Source organism: Sphingobium fontiphilum (genome assembly GCF_014196635.1).
Lineage (GTDB): Bacteria > Pseudomonadota > Alphaproteobacteria > Sphingomonadales > Sphingomonadaceae > Sphingobium > Sphingobium fontiphilum.
This window is the reverse complement of the sequence record NZ_JACIEB010000003.1, coordinates 125912-142493: the sequence shown is the minus strand read 5'-3', so window position 1 is coordinate 142493 and position 16582 is coordinate 125912. Positions and strand designations below refer to the sequence as shown.

The following is a 16582-nucleotide window of genomic DNA, read 5'->3' as shown; positions in this document are numbered from 1 at the left end:
AATATGAAAAACCATGGGTTTACAGCAATAACGGCGGTGTTGGCGGCGTTGCTTTCCTCGACCGCCTTCGCCCGTGAGGCGGCAGTGGTGACGCGGCTGGACGATCAGACGGTCGAATTGTCGCGCGAAACCGACGCGCCCGTCGCCCTTTGGATCAGCAAGGACACGATCCTCGACGATGGCGACCAACGCGTCGCCACGGCCAGCAAGGATCGCAAGGTCAAGCTGTCCATCGCAACCAGTCAGCGCCGCTACGTCATCCTGGCCGGCAAGGACGGTGAACAGGTCGTGGCGGCCGAACGCGTCCTGCCGCTGCAGCAGGGCAGCAACTTCCGCGACGTGGGCGGCTATGTGACCAAGGACGGGAAAACGGTCCGCTGGGACAAGGCCTTCCGCTCGGGCGCGATGCCGCTGCTGACCGACGCCGATTATGCGCTGCTCGGCCAGTTGGGGATCGCCACCATCGTCGATCTGCGCTCGCTGGAGGAACGCCAGGTCGCACCCGATCTACTGGACGACCGCACCGGCGCGATGTTCGTCGCCAACGATTATTCACTCAAGCCGATGATGGCGCAGTTTGGCGCTGGCAACGGCGAGAATGTCTATTCCGGCATGGAAAAGATTCTCGCGCCCCAGTTCCGGTCGCTGTTCCGCCGTCTGCTGGCTGACGAAGGGGCCGTCGTCTATCATTGTTCGGCCGGGCAGGACCGCACCGGCATCGCCACGGCGCTGCTCTATGACACGCTCGGCGTCGACCGGGAAACGATCCTGAAGGACTATCATCTTTCGACCGACTTGCGCCGCCCGCGATGGGAAATGCCCCAGGTCGATCCCAAGGATTATCCCGATAATCCCGTCGTGCAGATGTACATGGCCGGCAAGCCAGAGGAACGCGAGCTTACCAAGCCGCTCTACACGCCGACCGGCGCATCGCAACTGGCGCAGTTCTTCACCTATCTCGATCAGCAATATGGCGGATCGGAGGGCTATCTCAAGCAGGCGCTGGGCTTGAGCGATGTAGACATCGCCCGTTTGCGCGCCGTCATGCTGCGCTGATGCCGCATGACCGGCGCAGCACACCGCGCCGGTCAGCATTGATGGAAAAGTCGCCCGGACATTGATCGGTCCGGGCGGCTTTTTGCATCGCTTTTGTGACGAAGCGGCGTGCGCCTTTTTAGAACCGGCGTTCGAGCAGCACCAGACCCGGATCGCCGTCGATGCCCGACGCGACGAAGCCCTTTTCGCGCTCCAACTGGATGGCGGCGTGATTTTCGCGATTTTCGATCGCCTGCAACCGCGTCACGCCCCAGCTCTTCGCCAGTTCGGCGACATGGTCGAGCAGGCTCCAGCCGATGCCGCGGCCCCGATAGTCCGACCGGATGGAGATTGCGACCTCAGCTGTTTCGCGCGGCGCATCGGCGGCCAGCGTGGCGATGGCGACGATGTCGTCGCTGCCCTCGACAAAGGCCAGGATATTTTCGTGATGATGGTGGTCGGATTCGGCCAGCGCATGGATTTGCGAGGCGGTCAGTCCCGGCGCGGCGTTCAGGAAGCGGAAGCGCCGGTCATCGGCCGAGACGCTGGTGAAGAAGGCCGCGATCGCGGCTTCGTCGGCATGGTCGGCCGGACGCACGCGCAACGCCATGCCATCGCGGGTCTGGAGGGCGGGCATCGTATCAATCATCGTTCAAAACTCCTGGGTTCAGGCACGGGCGAGCGCCTTGACCTCGAAAGGCAGGTGCTCTCCGCTGGGTTCCGTCAGGGTCACGCAAATACCCTGACGAATGACATGCCCATCAAGTTGGAACAGCGTGGAGCCGTCCATTCCCCCCGGCGCTGACGACAGCGCCCATCCGGCCGGCGTGGGCACCATATAGCCCCTCCGGTCCGGTTCGTTCGGCCAGAACCGACGCACGGTGGCCATTTCGGGCCGCGCGCCATATTCCCGCTGGTCAACCGACCCGTCGGCGCCGATCGGCAGCCGCAGCACAAAGCTGCGCGCCGGGGAACCATGTGGAAAGGCTGGCGTGCGGGCCAATTCCAGTCGAACCGTCATCCAAGTCATGGCGTTTCAAATGCTTTTTTTCCCCACGTCGCGAAATACGGACATTCCCGGATGGCTCGCGCATTCCCCGCCAATTTATCCTTGATTCATGATAGACTGTCCTTGCGCCCACCAGGGAGAATGACGATGAAATCCATCCTGCTGCACATCCACGACGATCTGGGCCGCGAAAGCCGGATGCAGGCGGCCTTTGATCTGGCGCGCGCGACCGGCGCGCATATTCACTGCGTCCAGGTGACGCCGGTCGCCGCCTTCGTTTCGGCCGATGTTTTCGGCGGCGGCTATTTGCTGCCCAATGACATCGCCTTCATCCGGGAGGAGGAGGAGAAGGAGAGGCGGCTGGTCGAAACCCGTATGGCGCGCGAAGGCGTGTCGTGGGATTGGGAACATGTTGATGGCGACGTGGTGAGCAGCCTGCTGGCGGCCGGTCGGCTGAGCGATGCGATCGTCGTGACGCTGCCCGAAAGCGGCCGCCGGCACGACAATGATCCGCTGCCGATTGTCGCTGACCTGGCGGTCGGCGGCCGGGCGCCGGTGCTGGCGGTGCCGCCGTCGGTCGGTGCGGTGGATTTCTGCGGCCGCGCCGTCGTTGCATGGGACGGGTCGCAGGAAGCGGCCATGGCCTTGCGCGCAGCCCTGTCGCTGCTGGCCCGCGCCGAGCAGGTGCATCTCGTCACGGTAGAGGAAAGCGGCAAACATGGCTTTCCCTCGACCGAGGCATCGGCCTTTCTGGCGCGCCATGGCATCCGTTCCGAACTGCATGAATGGCCGCAGAAGAACCGCACCATCGGCGAAGCGCTGCTGGCCGCCACGGGGGAACTGGCTGCCGATTATCTGGTGATGGGCGCCTTTGGCCATAACCGGCTGCGTGAATTCATCTTCGGCGGGGTGACCGCGGAATTGCTGCGCGGCGCGCGCATCCCGCTCTTGCTGGCGCACTGAACCGGCGGGACCGGTTCAGCGCCCGTTCCTTGCCGCGTTTTCCGAGCCGCCGGGCGATCCCGCCCGGCTTGAAAACGCTCCGAAAGCCCGCCATGGTCCGCGCCATGAACGGCACCGGCGACGAAGGCAGCGCGCGTTTGGCGGAGGACAGCCATAGTCTGGAGCAGGCGTTGCTTGGCTCCATCCTGGCGACCGTGCCCGATGCGCTGATCGTCATCGACGAACGGGGGCAGATCATCTCGTTCAGCGCCGCGGCCCAGCGCATGTTCCAATATGCCGAACCCGAAGTGCTCGGCGAGAATATCTCCATGCTGATGCCATCGCCTGACCGTGAGCGGCATGATGGCTATATCCGCCATTATATGGATACGGGCGAACGGCGGATCATCGGCATCGGCCGCCTCACCACGGCGCGGCGGCGCGATGGATCGACCTTTCCCATCGAACTGGCCGTCGGGGAATTGCGCGATCAGGGGCGCAGGCTGTTCACCGGCTTCATCCGCGACCTTACCGAAACCCAGCGGACCGAAAAGCGCGTCGCCGACCTGCAGGCGGAACTGGCCCATACCGGCCGCGTCACCGCCATGGGCACACTGGCGTCGGCGCTGGCGCATGAGCTCAACCAGCCGCTGACCGCCATCGCCAATTATATGGAGGCGGGGCGGGACCTGCTGGCGGTCGACGGCCCGGTCGACCGCGAGATGCTGGCCGAGGCGATGAGCGAGAGCGCGGCGCAGGCCTTGCGCGCGGGCGAGATCATCCGGTCGCTGCGCGAATTCATACGCCGGGGCGAGACCGACCGTCAGCCCGAACCCTTGCGCGCATTGATGGCGGAGGCCGCCGCGCTCGCCTTTATCGGCATCGACAGCCGGGGGATCGACATGGACATCAGCGTCGAACCGGGGGTCGGCAAGGTGCTGGCCAACCGTGTCCAGTTGCAACAGGTCATCATCAATCTGGTCAAGAATGCGGTGGAGGCGATGGCGGGCAGGTCGATGAAGATGCTGCGCCTGTCGGCCATGCCCGTCGATGGCGGCAAGGTGGAGGTGGTGGTGGCCGACAGCGGCCCCGGTCTTGGCCCGGACATGTCGCGCACGCTTTTCACCCCCTTCCATACGACCAAGCCATCGGGCATGGGTGTGGGCCTGTCGATCAGCCAGACGATCGTGGAGGGGCATGGCGGCCGCATCTGGGCCGACCCATCGCCATGGGGCGGCACCGCCTTCCACTTCACGCTCGACCGCGCCGATTGACGGAACCGACGACCACCCTTGAGCCGGAAGCCCCCATGACCGCCAAGCCCACCATCCATATCGTCGACGATGATGAAGCGATCCGCCGGTCGTTGTCGTTCATGCTCAAGACTGCGGGTTATTCGGTTCAGCTTTATGCCGACGGGGAATCCTTTCTGAAGGCGGCCGACCATATCGAGGAAGGCTGCGTCCTGCTCGACGTGCGGATGCCCGGAATCGACGGCATGGAGGTGCAGCGGCGATTGCGCGCGCGCGGCATCATGCTGCCGGTGGTGATCATGACCGGCCATGGCGACGTTGACCTGGCCGTTGCGGCGATGAAGGCCGGGGCGACCGATTTCCTCGAAAAACCGTTCGAGAAGGCGGCGCTGATCGACTGCCTGTCTTCCGCGGGCGAAGTGGCGCTGGCCGAACGGGGCCTGTCCGCCCGCCGTACAGAAGCGCAATCGCGCCTCAACGTGCTGACCGATCGCGAGCGCGAGGTGCTGGAGGGGCTGGTCGCGGGCCTGCCCAACAAGACCATCGCCTATGACCTGGGCATCAGCCCGCGCACGGTGGAAATCCATCGCGCCAACCTGATGCAGAAGCTGGACGTCAAAAGTCTGGCCGATGCGCTGCGCATCGCGTTCCAGGCGGGGATGGAATAGGGGGATGGGCCACCGACCGTTCCGGGCCTTTGCGCTGGCGCTGATGCTGGTCGCCCCGGTCGGGCGCGCGTCCGCCGCTCCCGCCGATTCCTTCGGCATCTGGCGCAATCCCGGCGGCAGCGTCCATATCCGGGCCGAACGGTGCGGGCAGGCGATGTGCGGCACGGTCGTCTGGGCCAGCGACAAGGCCAAGGCGGATGCGCGCCGGGGCGGCACCGACCCGTTGATCGGGACGCAATTGTTCCGAGATTTTCGGCCCCAACAGCCCAATGTCTGGCGGGGCCGGGTGTTCGTGCCCGACATCGGCAAGACATTTTCGGGCACGGTGCGGCTGATCGACGCCGACCATCTGGAAGGCAAAGGGTGCCTGATCGGCGGGATCGGCTGTCGTTCGCAGGTCTGGACGCGCCTGCCCTGACCCCGGTTTGCCCATTTTAGGGACTATTACGGATAGGTCGCAACCGGCATGCGCTGCATTGAGCGGCCATGGACATGCAATTTGATCTGGCGCAAAGCGCCCGCCGCGAAAGCCCCGCCGCCAATAGCTGCCCGGCCAGTGCCCGTGTCAGCGCCTGCGCGCAGTGTCAGGTCCGTTCCCATGCGATCTGCGCCGATCTTGACGGGGCGGAACTGGATGCGCTCAACCGCACGGGGCGGCGGGTCTCGCTGCGCGCCGGCCAGACGGTGATGTGGGAAGGCGATGATTCCACCATCGTCGCCAATGTCATTGAAGGCACGCTCAAATTGTCGACGTCGACCGGCGACGGGCGCGAACAGATTGTCGGTGTCGTTTATCCTTCCGATTTCATCGGCCGTCCCTTTGGCGCGCGCACGCCGCACAGCGTCACCGCGCTGACCGACGCGCGTCTTTGCCTGTTCCCGCGCGGCGCTTTCGACGGGTTTGCCCGCGAACATCCCCAACTGGAACATCGCCTGCTGCAACGCACGCTTGACGATCTTGATCGCACGCGCGCCTGGATGCTGTTGCTGGGACGCAAGACCGCGCGGGAAAAGGTCGCATCCTTCCTGATCGACATGACCCGCAGGCTCGATCCCGATGGCGAGGGGGTTCAGATCGACCTGCCCCTGTCGCGCCAGCAGATGGCCGACATATTGGGCCTGACCATCGAGACGGTCTCCCGCCAGATGACCGAAATGAAGCGCTTGGGAATCATCGAGCTGGCGGGTCGCAGGGGTGTTTGCATCCTGGACGAGGATCGCCTGGAAGCCATGGCGGAAGCGGCCTGAAGCCCTCCTCCCAAAGTCCTAGGGACTATCCCGTAAAGACCGTCAGCCGCGCCTTTGACAAAGGTCAATGCGATGGGGCGGCCCCCGACAGAAAGGGAGCCGCAACGCCTTTAACGGGGAAAATCCATGGAAAAGCTAGTAATGAAGACGGGCGGCTGGTTCGCTGTCGCGCTCGCCGCATTCGCGGCGATGCTGGCGGCGGCGGATTCCGGCTTTGCCGTGCACATGGGCATCGTGTGCGCCGCCGCCCTGCTGGTCGCCGTGTTCACCATGCGCAGCGCCGATTATCAGGCGCTGACGCGCGGCCTCCTCAAAATGCCCGCCGATCAGGGCAAATATGATGACGACCCGGTCCGCTGGGGCGTCATCGCCACCGTCTTCTGGGGGCTCGCGGGTTTTCTCGCGGGTCTCTATATCGCGCTTCAGCTTGCCTTCCCGGCGCTCAACCTGGGGCTGGAATATACCAGTTTTGGCCGCCTGCGCCCGCTGCACACATCGGCGGTCATTTTCGCCTTTGGCGGCAACGCGCTGATCGCGACCAGCTTTTACGTGGTGCAGCGCACCTGCCGCGCGCGCCTCGCCTTCCCCGCGCTCGCCCGCTTCGTCTTCTGGGGCTATCAGATGTTCATCGTGCTCGCCGCGACGGGCTATCTGCTGGGCATCACCGAAGCCAAGGAATATGCCGAGCCTGAATGGTATGTCGACCTGTGGCTGACCATTGTCTGGGTCGCCTATCTGGTCGTTTTCGGCGGCACCATCCTGAAGCGCAAGGAACCCCACATCTATGTGGCGAACTGGTTCTATCTGTCCTTCATCCTGACCATCGCGATGCTGCACATCGTCAACAATCTGTCGATGCCGGTCAGCCTGCTGGGCGCGAAAAGCTACAGCGCCTTCGCCGGGGTTCAGGATGCGCTGACCCAATGGTGGTACGGCCATAATGCGGTGGGTTTCTTCCTGACCGCCGGCTTCCTCGCAATGATGTATTATTTCGTGCCCAAGCAGGCCGAACGGCCGGTCTACAGCTATCGCCTGTCGATCATCCACTTCTGGTCGCTGATCTTCCTCTATATCTGGGCGGGTCCGCACCATCTGCACTACACCGCGCTGCCCGACTGGGCGCAGACGCTGGGCATGGTCTTTTCGATCATGCTGTGGATGCCCAGCTGGGGCGGCATGATCAACGGCCTGATGACGCTGAACGGCGCATGGGACAAGATCCGCACCGACCCGATCATCCGGATGATGGTGATGGCGCTGGCCTTTTATGGCATGTCGACCTTCGAAGGGCCGCTGATGTCGATCAAGGCGGTGAACAGCCTGTCGCACTATACCGACTGGACCATCGGTCACGTCCATTCGGGCGCGCTGGGCTGGAACGGCATGATCACCTTCGCCTGCCTCTATTATCTCGCCCCGCGCCTGTGGAAGCGTGAACGCCTCTATTCGCTGCGCCTGGTCAACTGGCACTTCTGGCTCGCGACGGTGGGCATCGTCCTCTACGCCGCGTCGATGTGGGTCGCAGGCATCATGCAGGGGCTGATGTGGCGCGAATATGGGTCGGACGGCTATCTCGTCTATGCTTTCTCGGAAGTCGTGAGCGCCATGTTCCCGATGTATCTGATCCGCGCCGCCGGCGGCCTGCTCTACCTGTCGGGCGCCCTCATCATGGCCTGGAACATCGGCAAGACGATCGCCGGCAGCCCGCTGCGCGCAGAAAAGCCGATGCACGACGCCCCGTATGATGCGCAGGCCGACCGGCCTCTGCCCGCCGCCCAGCCCGCTTAAGGAGACAGTTTCATGGCAAGCAAATATTTCGACCATGGCAAGCTGGAGCGGAACGTCTCGCTGCTGGGCATTGCCGCGCTGCTCACCGTCGCCATCGGCGGGCTTGTGGAAATCGCGCCCCTCTTCTGGATCGACAACACGATCGAGAAGGTGGAAGGGGTGCGGCCCTACACGCCGCTCGAACTCGCCGGGCGCAACATCTACATGCGCGAGGGCTGCTATAACTGCCACAGCCAGATGATCCGTCCGTTCCGCGACGAAACGGAGCGTTACGGTCATTACAGCCTGGCGGCCGAGAGCATGTATGACCACCCGTTCCAATGGGGGTCGAAGCGCACCGGGCCGGACCTCGCCCGCGTGGGTGGCCGCTATTCGGATGAATGGCATGTCCAGCATCTGAAGGATCCGCGCGCCGTGGTGCCCGAATCCATCATGCCGGGCTACGCCTTCCTGTCCGAACGGCCATTGAAGGCGGGCGACATGAGCAAGCACCTGACCGCGCTTTCGCGCGTTGGCGTCCCCTATGACGCCGCCGCCATCGCCGCGGCCAATGACGACCTGAAGGCCCAGGCCGACCCCAATGCCGATGCCGAAGCGCTCAAGAAGCGTTATCCCAAGGCGCAGGTGCGCGACTTTGACGGCGATCCGGGCCAGCTCACCGAAATGGATGCGCTCGTCGCCTATCTCCAGATGCTGGGCACGCTGGTCGACGTCGACGCCGCCGGCGCGCAGGAGGAGCCGCAATGAGCTACAATGACATGCGGCATTTCGCCGACAGTTGGGGGCTGGTCTTCATGGCTCTCGCCTATCTCGTGCTGATCGGCTGGCACTATCTGCCCCACGGGCGAGAGAGCAGCCGCGACGCCGCCAACATGATTTTCGAACCGGACAGCGAACAGACGGAGGCCGACCATGGCTGACGAGAGCAAAGCGCAAATCGACGCCGCCACCGGCACCCAGTTCAAGGGTCATGAATGGGACGGCATTCAGGAGCTGGATACGCCCCTGCCGCGCTGGTGGCTGTGGACCTTCTATGCCACGATCCTCTTCGCCATCGGCTATACCATCGCCTATCCGGCCTGGCCGATGATTAGCGATTACACCCGTGGCGCGATGGGCTGGTCCAGTCGTGGAGCGCTGGTCAAGGAACTGGCCGCGCGCGACGCCGCGCTGGCGCCGATTCACAAGGCGATCGCCGACACGCCCATCGAACAGCTGCCCGGCAATGCGCAACTGATGCAGGCGGCGGTCGAGGGCGGCCGGGCGGCGTTCAAGGTGCATTGCGTGCAATGTCATGGTTCGGGCGCAGCCGGGTCGAAGGGCTATCCCAACCTCAATGACGACGATTGGCTGTGGGGCGGTGATCTGACCACCATCGAAAAGACGATCATCGATGGCGTTCGCAATCCCGACCATGCCGAAACGCGCCAGTCGATGATGCCCGCATTCGGCCGCGATCAGTTGCTGACCCCTGCGCAGGTCAACGATGTCGTCGCCCATGTTCGCACGATCAGCCGTCAGGACAAGCCGGGCGCGGCTTCGCAGCGCGGCGCGCCGGTCTTTGCCGACAATTGCGCCGTCTGCCACGGCCCCGCTGGCCAGGGCATCCGGTCGCTGGGCGCGCCGAACCTGACCGACGGCATCTGGCTCTATGGCGGCGACGCCGACGCCATCCATGCGACGGTGCAGAACAGCCGTCAGGGCGTGATGCCGCGCTGGGGCGACAAGCTGGACAAGGCGACCATCCGGATGCTGGCGGCCTATGTCCACAGCCTGGGCGGCGGCGAGGCGGCGCCTGCGCCCGAAGTCCCGGCGGTGGCCGATGCGGCCAATGGCGTGCAGTCGCAGACCGGCCAATAAAGGTTAAAGGGCGACCGGGGCGGCGATATGCGTCCCGGCCCCCACCATCGACAGCGACCGGGGTTCGAAGCGCGCCCGGACGCAGCAGGTCGACGAAGCGCCTCAATGGAGCAGACCGATGTTGATGCTGGCCGGGACCACCGACCTCTACGAAAAGCGTAAGGGCGTCTATCCCAGGGCGGTCGACGGTTTCTACCGCCGCCTGAAATGGGCGATCATGGCGATCACGCTGACCATTTACTGGGTTACGCCCTGGATACGCTGGGATCGCGGGCCTTATGCCCCCGATCAGGCGGTATTGATCGACCTCGCCCATCGTCGCTTCTACATGTTCTCCATCGAAATCTGGCCGCAGGAATTCTATTATGTGGCCGGGTTGCTGGTGATGGCGGGCATTGGCCTGTTCCTCGTCACCTCCGCCGTGGGTCGCGCCTGGTGCGGCTATGCCTGCCCGCAGACGGTGTGGACCGACCTGTACCAGCATGTCGAACGCTTCATCGACGGCGACCGCAATGCCCAGATCCGGCTGGCGAAGGCGCCCTGGAGTGTGGGCAAGCTGGCTCGTCGCCTGTTCAAATGGGGCGTGTGGCTGGCCATCGCCTTTGCCACCGGCGGCGCATGGATATTCTATTTTGCCGACGCGCCGACGCTTCAGCAGGCGTTCTGGACCGGGCAGGCCGCGCCCGTCGCCTATGCCACGGTTGGCGTGCTGACCGCGACGACTTTTGTGCTGGGCGGCTTCATGCGCGAGCAGGTGTGCATCTACATGTGCCCCTGGCCGCGCATCCAGACCGCGATGCTCGACGAAAAATCGCTGGTGGTCACCTACAAGGACTGGCGCGGCGAAAAGCGCGGCAGCGTGAAGAAGGCGGCGGCGCATCCGGGCGAATATGGCGATTGCGTCGATTGCGACCAGTGCGTGGCGGTTTGCCCGACCGGCATCGACATCCGCAACGGGCCGCAGATCGGCTGCATCACCTGCGCCCTGTGCATCGACGCCTGCGACAAGGTGATGGCGCAGGTCGGCCGTTCACGCGGCCTGATCGATTATTGCACCGAGGATGACGCGCAGGCGGAGCGCCAGGGCGCCGCTCCCCGGCCGATGATGAAATCGCTGCTGCGCCCGCGCACCATCGCCTATTTCACCGTCTGGGCGGGCATTGGCCTCGCCATGCTGTTCGCGCTGGGATCACGCACCCGCATCGACGTCGCCGTCCAGCAGGATCGTAATCCGATTTTCGTCCGCCTGTCCGACGGGGCGATCCGCAACGCCTATACCGTCAAGATCCGCAACATGGAGGCGCGCCCGCGCCCGATGGCGGTCAGCGTCGCCGGGATCGACGGCGCGACCCTTTGGACCGACGCCATGGCGCGGGAAGAGGCGGGGGCGACTGTCGCCACGACTGTCCCCGCCGACAGCGTGGCGCGCCTGCGCGTCTATGTCGCTGCGCCTGCGGCCGGACCGCAGCGCGCCGATTTCGACTTCGTCCTGCGCGCCACCGACAAGGAAGGCGGCGGCGACCGTGAAACGATGAGCTTTGAAAGGCCCGAATGATGCGAGCAGCCCCCCGCGCACGCCGCCCCTTCACCGGCTGGCATATGACGATCATCCTGGTCGCCTTCTTCGTCGTCGTCATGTCCGTCAACATCTTCATGGCTGTCAGCGCCGTCAGTACATTCGGCGGCACGGTGGTCGACAACAGCTATGTCGCCAGCCAGAAATTCAACGGATGGCTGGATGCCGCCCGGCGCCAGCAGAAGATGGGCTGGCGGCGCGCCATCGCGCTGGACGACGCCCGCCATGTTCGCGTGACCCTGACCGATCAGGCGGATCAGCCGGTATCGGCCGGCATCATCACCGGCCGGGCCATCCATCCGCTGGGCCGCGCGCCGGAGGTGAAGCTGAGCTTCCAGGGCATGGGTCATGGCGTCTATCGCGCGCGACAGCCTTTGCCCGCCGGTCGCTGGCAGGTGCGCGTCACCCTGGCGGGCCATGGCGATACCCAGCATATCCAGAAGGAAGTCGACTGATGGCCACCCAGCCCTTACTGATCGAAGCGCCTGCAAGCCCGCCGGAAAAGGCGATCCGCAGCCTGTTCGTCGCGCCCGGAATGCGCTGCGCGTCGTGCATGGGCAAGATCGAGACGGGGCTGGTCAAGGTGCCGGGCATATATTCGGCCCGCGTCAACATGACCGCCAAGCAGATCGCCATCCTGCACGATCCCGCCCTGTTGCCCCCGGACCTGAAAGCGGCCATCGCCGCTGTCGGCTTTGACGCCGAGCCGCTGGTCGAGGCCGGGCTGGAGGCGGGGGCGGCCGAAAACCGCGCCCTGCTGCGCGCGCTGGCGGTCGCCGGGTTCGCGGCGATGAACATCATGCTGCTGTCGGTGTCGATCTGGTCGGGCGCGGCCGGGGCGACGCGCGAGCTGTTCCACTGGCTCTCGGCGCTGATCGCGCTGCCGACCATCGCCTATTCCGGGCGGCCCTTCTTCACCTCCGCCTGGGCGGCGCTGCGCCATGGCCGCACCAATATGGATGTGCCGATCTCCATCGGCGTGCTGCTGACCACTGCGATGAGCCTGTATGAAACGGTGACGGGCGGCGCCCATGCCTGGTTCGACGGCGCGGTCATGCTGCTGTTCTTTTTGCTCGCCGGGCGCACGCTCGACGGCGTGATGCGCGGCAAGGCGCGCGAGGGCGTCGCCGCGCTGCTGCGCCAGACAGCGCCGGGCGCGCTGGTGATGGAGGCGGACGGGCAGAGCCACTGGACCCCGGCGGCGGACCTGCGCCCCGGCATGATGATGATGGTCGCGGCTGGCGAGCGGCTGGCCGCCGACGGCGTCGTCCGGTCGGGCGACAGCAGCGTCGACATCGCGTTCCTGACTGGCGAAAGCGCGCCGGTTCCTGTGCAGCCTGGATCGCCTGTGCAGGCCGGGGCGCTCAACGTCCAATCGGCCGTGACGGTCGAGGTGACGGCTGTCGGGGCCGACACGGTGATCGCGGAGATCGCCCGGTTGATGGAGGATGCGGCGCAGGCCAAGTCTCGATATGTCCGCATCGCCGAACGCGCGGCGCGGCTTTACGCGCCCGCCGTCCACCTGACCGCCGCGCTGGCCTTTGCCGGATGGCTGATCGCGGGGGCGGGCGTGCATCAGGCGCTGTTGATCGCCGTCGCCGTGCTGCTCATCACCTGCCCCTGCGCGCTGGGGCTGGCGGTGCCGGCCGCGCAGATCGTCGCCTGTGGCGCGCTGATGCGGCGCGGCGTGCTGGTGAAGGACGGGTCGGCGCTGGAACGGCTGGCGGAGGTGAGCGAGGTGGTGTTCGACAAGACCGGCACGCTGACATTGGGTCGTCCGGTGCCCGAAAATCTCGACAAGCTGGACGATGCTGACAAGGGCGTGGTGCTGGCGCTCGCCCAGGCCAGTCGTCACCCGCTCAGCAATGCGTTGCGTCAGGCGCTGGAGGGGCAGGGCGTTCGCGCCGCCAACCTGAGCGAGGTTCGCGAAGCGCCGGGCGAGGGCATGACCGCCCGGTTCGCGGGCGAAGCGGTCGCGCTGGGCCGTCCGCGCGGCGTCGTCTCGCTCTTTGGCCTTGCCAGCGAATATCGGCGCGGAGGCAGCGCCACATTGCTGGGCTTCGCCGATGCTTTGCGGCCGGACGCCGCCGAAGTCACCGGACAATTGCGCGCCATGGGTATCAAGCGGCTGATCGCCAGCGGCGACCGTTCCGATGCGCTGGTCGACATCGCCCGGCAGGTCGACGTGACCGCCATCGGTCAGTTGCGCCCGCAGGACAAGCTGGCCCTGATCGGGCGGTTGAGCGCGGCGGGCGAGAAGATTTTGATGGTGGGCGACGGCCTGAACGACGGGCCTGCTCTGGCCGCCGGTCATGCCAGCATGGCGCCGGCTTCGGCCAGCGATGCGAGCCAGCTTGCCGCCGACGCGGTGTTCCTGGGCGACCGGCTGGCTCCGGTGCCCGTCGCCATCCGCGCCGCCCGCCGCACCATCCGCGTCGTGCGCCAGAATTTCGCGCTGGCGATCGGCTATAATCTGCTGGCGGTGCCGCTGGCGATCATGGGCCATGTCACGCCGCTGATCGCGGCCATCGCCATGTCGGGATCGTCGCTGATCGTCGTCGGCAATGCGCTCCGCCTGCGGAGTGCGGCGCGGTGACCGGGCTGACTTTTCTGATCCCCATCGCGCTGCTGCTGGGCCTCATCGGCCTTGGCGCCTTTTTCTGGGCGCTGCGGGCCGGGCAGTTCGAGGATGCCGACGGCGCGGCCATGCGAATCCTGATCGAGGATGAGGATGATCGGGCCAATTGATGCGGCAGGATGCGCGGTCAGTCCGCGAGGCTGAGGTTGATCATTCCCTTGGCCATATGGGTCAGCGCCTCGCGCATTTTTTCGGCCAGATGCGCTTCCAGGCCCGGCTGATCGTTGATCGCCCGTCCCATGGCGTCGGACCATTCGTCAGCCAGTTCGCGGTCGATAGGGAAGGCGCGATGCAGGCTCATCACGCAGCCGCCCCGCTCGAACCAGTCGCGCGGCCCGCCCATCCATCCCGACAGAAATCGCGTCAGCCCATGGCGCACCGGTGCGAGGTCAGCGGCGTGGATGGCGCGCAGCTTCGCATAGGCGGGGTCGCCCTCTATGAGGTCATAGAAGCGGTTGACGATGGCGGACACCATGGGTTCGCCGCCGATCATGGCATAGGGTGTGGCGGCGGCGGTGGCGTTCATGCGGATGCTCTCCATGGCTAAAGTCAGGACCAGCCCGTTTCACCATGTTCGGCGGCGCGCGCCATACGCATTGACCGCAATCAAATCACGCCAGCGTGACGAAAATCTCCGCCTCGATGACCCAGCGTTCGGCCTGTTGCCGCCATTTGGCGCTGAAACGGCCCGATGCGACAACCGCGCCCGTCGATGCACTGGCCCCCTGCCAATGGCCCAGCTCCATGGCGATGGGTTCGACGGGCGAGACGGTGACACTGTCGGGCGTGCGGGTGTAGATGATCCGTTCGGGCGCGGCGAATTCGCGTTTCCACGCCATCATCTGCGCCTTGCGCCCGGCGATGACGGCGCTGTCCGTGCCGGTCACCAATATCGCGTCGCGCGCCAGTATCGGCTCGATGGCTTCGAGGTCGGCGTCGGCCAGCGCGCGGTTGAACGCCGCGCGGGCGATGCGGATCGCGAGTTCGGCGGCGCTGGTCATCGTTGAAGGGGCTGGCTTATCCGCAGCGTGCTTCGGTGATGCGCTTCGCCTCGTCATAGCTGACGGTCAGGCGGTCCGGGCGGAAATCCATGGTCATCGCCATGCCGGGTCCGCCCCAGCGCAGCGTCCTTGCGCCGGACGCCTTCAACATTGCGGCGCCTGTCGCCTCGTCGGCCTGCTGCCCGATGAAGCGGTCCAGCCCTTCGGTGCGGCACGGGCCGTCCGCCATGGCCGGAGGCGTGGGATCGCTGTCCTGCTTGGCGGGCGGTGCGCTCGCGCACGCCGCCAGCGGCACTATCGCCAACGCAATGAGGGTCCGCATCCTGCCTTCTCCCTATTCGGTGCGCGTCATCTTCAACCGGCCGTTCTTGACCGCGAAGGCCATGCGTCCTTCGACCAGATCGACGGCGTCGCGGCCGAACTGGTCGTAACGCCAGCCTTCCAGAATCGACAACCCGTCGCGCACGCCCGCGGCCAGCGCGTCGATGTCGTCGCTGCGCGCGATTAGGCGCGATGCGACATTGATGTCGCGTGAACGGATTTTGAGCAGCAGTTTGAGGAGATCGGCGACCAGCGCGCCATCCTTGCCCAGGCCCGGCCTTTTCGGGTCGCGTTCGGGCATTTCGTCGCGGTCGAGCGGGGCGCTGGCGGCGAGCGACGCCATCAGCCGCGCGCCAATGTCATTGCCCTTCCATGTGGCGGACAGGCCGCGCACCTTGCCCAGATCGTCCTGGCTACGGGGCGGATGGCTGGCGATGTCGGCCAGCGTTTCGTCCTTGACGATGCGGCCGCGCGGCAGATTCTTGTCCCGCGCCTCCATTTCGCGCCATGCCGCCAGCGCCTTCAGCCGACCCAGAACATCCGCCTTCTTGCTGGCGATGCGCACGCGCTTCCAAGCTTCCTGCGGGTCGTTTTCATAATTGGCGGGATCGCAGACGCGTTCCATTTCCTGATCCAGCCAGCCGCCCCGGCCGGTCTTGCGCAGCTCCTCCAGCATCATGGGGAAAATCTGGATAAGGTAGGTGACGTCGCCAATGGCATAGTCGATCTGGCGCTTGTCCAGCGGCCGCCGCGCCCAGTCGGTAAAGCGCGCGCCCTTGTCGAGCTGCACGCCCAGCCATGCCTCGACCAGATTGCCGTAACCGATCTGTTCGCCCAGCCCCAGCGCCATCGCCGCGATCTGGGTATCGAACATCGGATGCGGGGTCTTGCCGGTCAGGTTGTAGATGATCTCCAGATCCTGCCCGCCCGCGTGAAACACCTTCAGCACATCCTCATTGTCGACCATCAGGTCGAGAAGGGGCTTAAGGTCGATGCCCGGCGCCTTGGGGTCGATGGCGGCGGCTTCATGCGCGTCGGCCACCTGCACCAGGCACAGGTCGGGCCAGTAGCTGTTTTCCCGCATGAACTCCGTATCGACGGCGATATAGGGGGATTTGGCGATCCGGGCGCAGAAGTCGGCGAGGGTCTTGCTGTCGGTAATCAGCGGATGGATTTGCATATGGTCTTCGATCTTATTATGGGCTGGCCCGCTTCCTGGCGGGCTCGTCGATGTTCGACAGTC

Annotated in this window: 20 protein-coding genes; 14 read left to right on the top strand and 6 right to left on the bottom strand. The window is 65.4% G+C overall.

The annotated features are described in order from the left end of the window. Positions 1–3: 3 nt before the first annotated feature. Positions 4–1056: a tyrosine-protein phosphatase gene (locus GGR44_RS07720; RefSeq protein WP_183955009.1), complete on the top strand. Its 1053-nt coding sequence runs from the start codon at positions 4–6 to the stop codon at positions 1054–1056. Positions 1057–1174: 118 nt separating this feature from the next. Here GGR44_RS07720 and GGR44_RS07715 read toward each other — a convergent pair whose 3' ends face one another. Both GGR44_RS07715 and GGR44_RS07710 read right to left on the bottom strand, forming a co-directional pair. Next, entirely contained in the window at positions 1175–1684 is a 510-nt protein-coding gene (locus GGR44_RS07715; protein WP_246344378.1) for a GNAT family N-acetyltransferase, read from the bottom strand. An 18-nt stretch (positions 1685–1702) separates the two neighbouring features. After that, complete coding sequence (locus GGR44_RS07710) at positions 1703–2065, bottom strand: hypothetical protein (RefSeq protein ID WP_183955008.1); 363 nt, start codon at positions 2063–2065, stop codon at positions 1703–1705. 126 nt (positions 2066–2191) lie between these two features. On the opposite strand from GGR44_RS07710, the gene GGR44_RS07705 reads away from it, so the two are divergent. The 13 genes from GGR44_RS07705 (at position 2192) to ccoS (ending at position 14127) form a co-directional block, all read left to right on the top strand. After that, positions 2192–3007, top strand: a complete 816-nt coding sequence (locus tag GGR44_RS07705; RefSeq protein ID WP_183955007.1) for a universal stress protein — start codon at positions 2192–2194, stop codon at positions 3005–3007. A gap of 104 nt (positions 3008–3111) precedes the next feature. Next, positions 3112–4260, top strand: a complete 1149-nt coding sequence (locus tag GGR44_RS07700) for a sensor histidine kinase (RefSeq protein WP_183955258.1) — start codon at positions 3112–3114, stop codon at positions 4258–4260. 35 nt (positions 4261–4295) lie between these two features. Beyond that, positions 4296–4907 carry a response regulator FixJ gene (gene fixJ / locus GGR44_RS07695; protein WP_183955006.1) on the top strand — a complete coding sequence of 204 codons (612 nt, stop codon included), beginning with the start codon at positions 4296–4298 and terminating at the stop codon, positions 4905–4907. A 4-nt stretch (positions 4908–4911) separates the two neighbouring features. Beyond that, positions 4912–5325 (top strand): DUF2147 domain-containing protein, encoded by a 414-nt coding sequence (locus GGR44_RS07690; protein WP_425511305.1) that lies wholly within the window; start codon positions 4912–4914, stop codon positions 5323–5325. A gap of 68 nt (positions 5326–5393) precedes the next feature. Continuing rightward, complete coding sequence (locus tag GGR44_RS07685) at positions 5394–6155, top strand: Crp/Fnr family transcriptional regulator (protein ID WP_183955005.1); 762 nt, start codon at positions 5394–5396, stop codon at positions 6153–6155. 126 nt (positions 6156–6281) lie between these two features. Next, the gene (gene ccoN, locus GGR44_RS07680) at positions 6282–7943 is read left to right on the top strand and encodes a cytochrome-c oxidase, cbb3-type subunit I (protein ID WP_183955004.1); all 1662 of its coding nucleotides are present in this window, start codon (positions 6282–6284) and stop codon (positions 7941–7943) included. Between the two features lie 12 nt (positions 7944–7955). Continuing rightward, the gene (gene ccoO / locus GGR44_RS07675) at positions 7956–8690 is read left to right on the top strand and encodes a cytochrome-c oxidase, cbb3-type subunit II (RefSeq protein ID WP_183955003.1); all 735 of its coding nucleotides are present in this window, start codon (positions 7956–7958) and stop codon (positions 8688–8690) included. Next, on the top strand, positions 8687–8863 hold the full coding sequence (locus GGR44_RS07670) for a cbb3-type cytochrome c oxidase subunit 3 (protein WP_183955002.1): 177 nt from the start codon (positions 8687–8689) through the stop codon (positions 8861–8863). The genes ccoO and GGR44_RS07670 overlap by 4 nt, the downstream gene beginning before the upstream one ends. Beyond that, positions 8856–9803, top strand: a complete 948-nt coding sequence (gene ccoP, locus GGR44_RS07665) for a cytochrome-c oxidase, cbb3-type subunit III (RefSeq protein ID WP_183955001.1) — start codon at positions 8856–8858, stop codon at positions 9801–9803. Before GGR44_RS07670 ends, ccoP begins: the two co-directional genes overlap by 8 nt. Before the next feature lie 124 nt (positions 9804–9927). After that, a complete protein-coding gene (ccoG, locus tag GGR44_RS07660; RefSeq protein ID WP_425511310.1) occupies positions 9928–11358 on the top strand; it encodes a cytochrome c oxidase accessory protein CcoG in 1431 nt (476 codons plus the stop codon). Beyond that, complete coding sequence (locus GGR44_RS07655) at positions 11355–11834, top strand: FixH family protein (RefSeq protein WP_246344375.1); 480 nt, start codon at positions 11355–11357, stop codon at positions 11832–11834. The genes ccoG and GGR44_RS07655 overlap by 4 nt, the downstream gene beginning before the upstream one ends. Next, positions 11834–13975 (top strand): heavy metal translocating P-type ATPase, encoded by a 2142-nt coding sequence (locus GGR44_RS07650; protein ID WP_183954999.1) that lies wholly within the window; start codon positions 11834–11836, stop codon positions 13973–13975. The genes GGR44_RS07655 and GGR44_RS07650 overlap by 1 nt, the downstream gene beginning before the upstream one ends. Then, the gene (gene ccoS / locus GGR44_RS07645) at positions 13972–14127 is read left to right on the top strand and encodes a cbb3-type cytochrome oxidase assembly protein CcoS (protein ID WP_183954998.1); all 156 of its coding nucleotides are present in this window, start codon (positions 13972–13974) and stop codon (positions 14125–14127) included. The genes GGR44_RS07650 and ccoS overlap by 4 nt, the downstream gene beginning before the upstream one ends. A 17-nt stretch (positions 14128–14144) precedes the next feature. Here ccoS and GGR44_RS07640 read toward each other — a convergent pair whose 3' ends face one another. The 4 genes from GGR44_RS07640 to rnd all read right to left on the bottom strand — a co-directional run bounded on the left by GGR44_RS07640 (position 14145) and on the right by rnd (position 16519). Beyond that, a complete protein-coding gene (locus GGR44_RS07640; RefSeq protein ID WP_183954997.1) occupies positions 14145–14543 on the bottom strand; it encodes a group II truncated hemoglobin in 399 nt (132 codons plus the stop codon). A gap of 85 nt (positions 14544–14628) precedes the next feature. After that, on the bottom strand, positions 14629–15018 hold the full coding sequence (locus GGR44_RS07635) for a nuclear transport factor 2 family protein (RefSeq protein ID WP_183954996.1): 390 nt from the start codon (positions 15016–15018) through the stop codon (positions 14629–14631). A gap of 16 nt (positions 15019–15034) precedes the next feature. After that, positions 15035–15340, bottom strand: coding sequence for an I78 family peptidase inhibitor (locus tag GGR44_RS07630; RefSeq protein WP_183954995.1), 306 nt, complete (start codon positions 15338–15340; stop codon positions 15035–15037). Positions 15341–15352: 12 nt separating this feature from the next. Continuing rightward, the gene (gene rnd, locus GGR44_RS07625) at positions 15353–16519 is read right to left on the bottom strand and encodes a ribonuclease D (RefSeq protein ID WP_183954994.1); all 1167 of its coding nucleotides are present in this window, start codon (positions 16517–16519) and stop codon (positions 15353–15355) included. Positions 16520–16582: the final 63 nt, after the last annotated feature.